The 3,188-nt window shown below is 71.2% G+C and carries 1 protein-coding gene; it reads left to right on the top strand.

The window, feature by feature from the left end; all coding sequences use genetic code 11:
* Window positions 1-244: 244 nt before the first annotated feature.
* The gene (locus tag OO57_RS37440) at window positions 245-868 is read left to right on the top strand and encodes a hypothetical protein (protein ID WP_158715382.1); all 624 of its coding nucleotides are present in this window, start codon (window positions 245-247) and stop codon (window positions 866-868) included.
* Window positions 869-3,188 lie beyond the last annotated feature (2,320 nt).

The raw sequence follows: 3,188 nt of genomic DNA, 5'->3' as shown, positions 1-3,188 counted from the left end.
TCTTCACGTAGAGTGCGGTCGCGAGGGAGTCCAGGTCAGGCGTCACAACCGACCTTTGGACTCCCTCGCTTCATCTCATGCGCGCCAGCAAGCCCTTGGAACTCGTAACACGATCTTGGAGACAGCGGTGTAGCAAGGCGAAGGCCGGCCCGGTGACGCAGCCAGAGTGTGAAGACCGCGGATGCCTGCCCAGGATCTCCGATTGACCAGGGGTGTCAGTGGGTCGTGTTCTACAGTGGCCGCCGTGCCCGAGAATCCGTGGTTCCGCCCTCCCCGCTACTACCACTGGTACAGGTTCGGCCCCGGCGAGCTCGCCTTCCTGTCCGAACTTCGGAAGTGCACCGCCACCTGGACCCTCCCGGAGACCGAAAACGAAGTGCTGCGCAACGAGGACGAAGCGGCCCTGGTTGCCGTCGCCTACGTCAGCGACCCGGAGAGAGGAGCCGGGCTGGCCACCTTCGGGGTGCACATGGCCGGCCCCACGGTCCGCGGTGACCTGGTCAGTGGTCATTCCTACGCGATGTACTACCTGCCGAAGGAACCGACGGGCCTGGCCATGGAGGCGACCGGCAACTCCCGGGTCCTTGCCGAAGCAGCGGCCGCGTGGTTCGAGAGCGTCCTGCAGAAACCCGTCGTACGACACGAGTGGGAGTGCGACGGCCAGATCTACGCGCGGCTGTACGAGTTCGCCGACACCGGCCAGGGGCTGGCCGGGATGTACAACGAGGACCTCGCGCCGCACGAGGTGACGGAATCCCTGCTCACCCACAACCACGGGGCCAACCATTCTTGGGTCGACGTGGGCGAGCTGGGCCGATTCGTCGACCCCACCCGCACCGTACAGGTCTGGGGCCGCCCACTCGCGTGACGACAGCACCCGCAACGACCTGCGTCTCCACACGGCGAGAGCCACCTCCCTGCGGGCCAGGCGAGAGATGGGGACCCGGCACGGCCATCCCCGCGGGCGCGGGGAGCAGCGCCTGGATGACGTCGGGGGTGGCCGGGTCGGTGGGCCATCCCCGCGGGCGCGGGGAGCAGCCTTCGTCCGCCCCCTTGAAGCGCGGCTTGTGGGGGTCATCCCCGCGGATGCGGGGAGCAGGGCTTCACCGGCGACGGCCTCATCGACGCCAAGGGACCATCCCCGCGCGGGCGGGGAACAGCTGTGGACCTGGGCCACCCGCAGGACCCGGCTGGGACCATCCCCGCGCGGGCGGGGAGCAGTCGCCCGCTCGATCGTCGTCCGGCGAGCCGGAGGGGCCATCCCCGCGCGGGCGGGGAGCAGCGCTGGAACTCGACGGCGACGGCCTTCGATGCGGGGCCATCTCCGCGCGGACGGGGAGCAGATGGTGCCGGTGACCTCGGGGATCATCGTGATGGGGCCATCCCCGCGGGCGCGGGGAGCAGTTGGGCCCGCAAGCGGTGCATACGGGCCGCGAGGGACCATCCCCGCGGGCGCGAGGAGCAGCAGCGCACCGGCGAGGAACAGGTGCTCCAGCAGGGGCCATCCCCGCGCGGGCGGGGAGCAGGCTCGTCCGCTGGGGCGGTGTCGTCGTCGTGCGGGACCATCCCTGCGTGGGCGGGGAGCAGAGGTGGCCGCCCTTGCTGTCGGGGTGTCAGCGGAGAGCATCCCCGTGCGGGCGGGGAGCAGGAGTCCAAGCCCCGCCCGATCAAGACCCGTGCGGAAGCATCCCCGCGGGTGCGGGGAGCAGCATCCAGCTCATCGGTCCTCCTGCGGTGTGGTGGGGCAATTCCCGCGGGTACGGGGAGCAGAAGATCGTCGGTGAGGGCGAAGTTCTGCGCTGGGGGTCATCCCCGCGCGGGCGGGGTGCAGCTCGCCGAGGTCGCGGGGTCATCCCCGCGGGCGCGGAGCGCGGCCCGGGGTCATCCCTGCGGGCGCGGGGGAGCAGCGCGATGCCCCGAAGTTGCACCTGGAGGCCGCGGGGTCATCCCCGCGGGCGCGGGGAGCAGTCGAGCGGCGGCCCGTGGCCGGCCTTCTCCGTGGGGTCATCCCCGCGCGGGCGGGGAGCAGAGGAAGCCCGCGAGCTCCAGATCGGTCCCGGCGGGACCATCCCCGCGCGGGCGGGGAGCAGGAGGAGGCCGACGCCGCCCAGCGAGGGGAGATGGGACCATCCCCGTGCGGGCGGGGAGCAGCAGGCCGTCGGCGAGGATCCGCTCCTGCTCCCGGGGCCATCCCCGTGCGGGCGGGGAGCAGATGCGGATCACCAGCGGCCGGGAGCCGATGGCGGGATCATCCCCGCGCGGGCGGGGAGTAGGGCATGTGCGGGAGGTCGACGAAATCCGCGATTGGGTCATCTCCGCGGGTGCGGGGAGCAGAGGGGGACCTAATTGCAAATGAAGCGGGGGCTGGGGTCATCCCCGCGGGTGCGGGAGTAGCCGCATCGCTCGACCCTCGGCGCCTGCGAGGAGGGGTCATCCCGGCGGGTGCGGGGAGCAGCTTGTCGTTCTAGGACCAGTTCGGCTCGGGCAGGGGTCATCCCGGCGCTCGCGGGGAGCAGTCGTCTCGGGCGGCGGCCGACAGGTTGGCGTCGGGGTCATCTCGGCGGGGGCGGGGAGCAGGGCGGCCCCTGGGTCGGCGGCCTGGTCGCCGTGGGGTCATCCCGGCGGGTTCGGGGAGCAGTTCGAGCCGTACCGCCAGGCGATGCGGCCGTAGGGGTCATCCCGGCGGGTTCGGGGAGCAGTCTTGTTGACCTGCGGTGTTATGCGCCGGTGGGCCGGGAATTCGTAAGCTTCGGGGATTCGGACATTGGCGACATAGAGTCACTTCCTTTCCTGGGACGGGCCAGCGGCCCTCCGGCGTGTGGGCGAGGTGGGATTCCGTGGTTGCCTGGTTAGTTCTGTACCGGGCGGCCGGCGTTCGCCATGGCGGTGGCCTGCTGTTGTTCGGTGGTGCTGTGGAGGTGTCAAGGAGCGCGGTGGTGCGGGCGCATGTTCCCACGGTCCTCCGACACCACGACCGTCAGCTCCCCCGCGGGCGCGGGGAGCAGTCGGCGAAGTACCCGGCAGACGTCGGGGGGACGGGACCGTCCCCGCGGGCGCGGGGAGCAGTCCGACGCCGCGTTGATCACGTGGTAAGAAGTCATCTCATTTGGGCTTGTAGGCTGCTCGCGTGCTGATCGTGGAGCGTCTGGTGCCGGACGAGTTGTGGGAGTTGTTCCAGCGGGTGGTGC

Origin of the sequence: Kitasatospora phosalacinea (genome assembly GCF_000717185.1) — a bacterium.
In the GTDB taxonomy this organism is placed as follows: domain Bacteria; phylum Actinomycetota; class Actinomycetes; order Streptomycetales; family Streptomycetaceae; genus Kitasatospora; species Kitasatospora phosalacinea_A.
The sequence above is the reverse complement of the archived record's forward strand: the minus strand, read 5'-3'. Positions and strand labels throughout refer to the sequence as shown.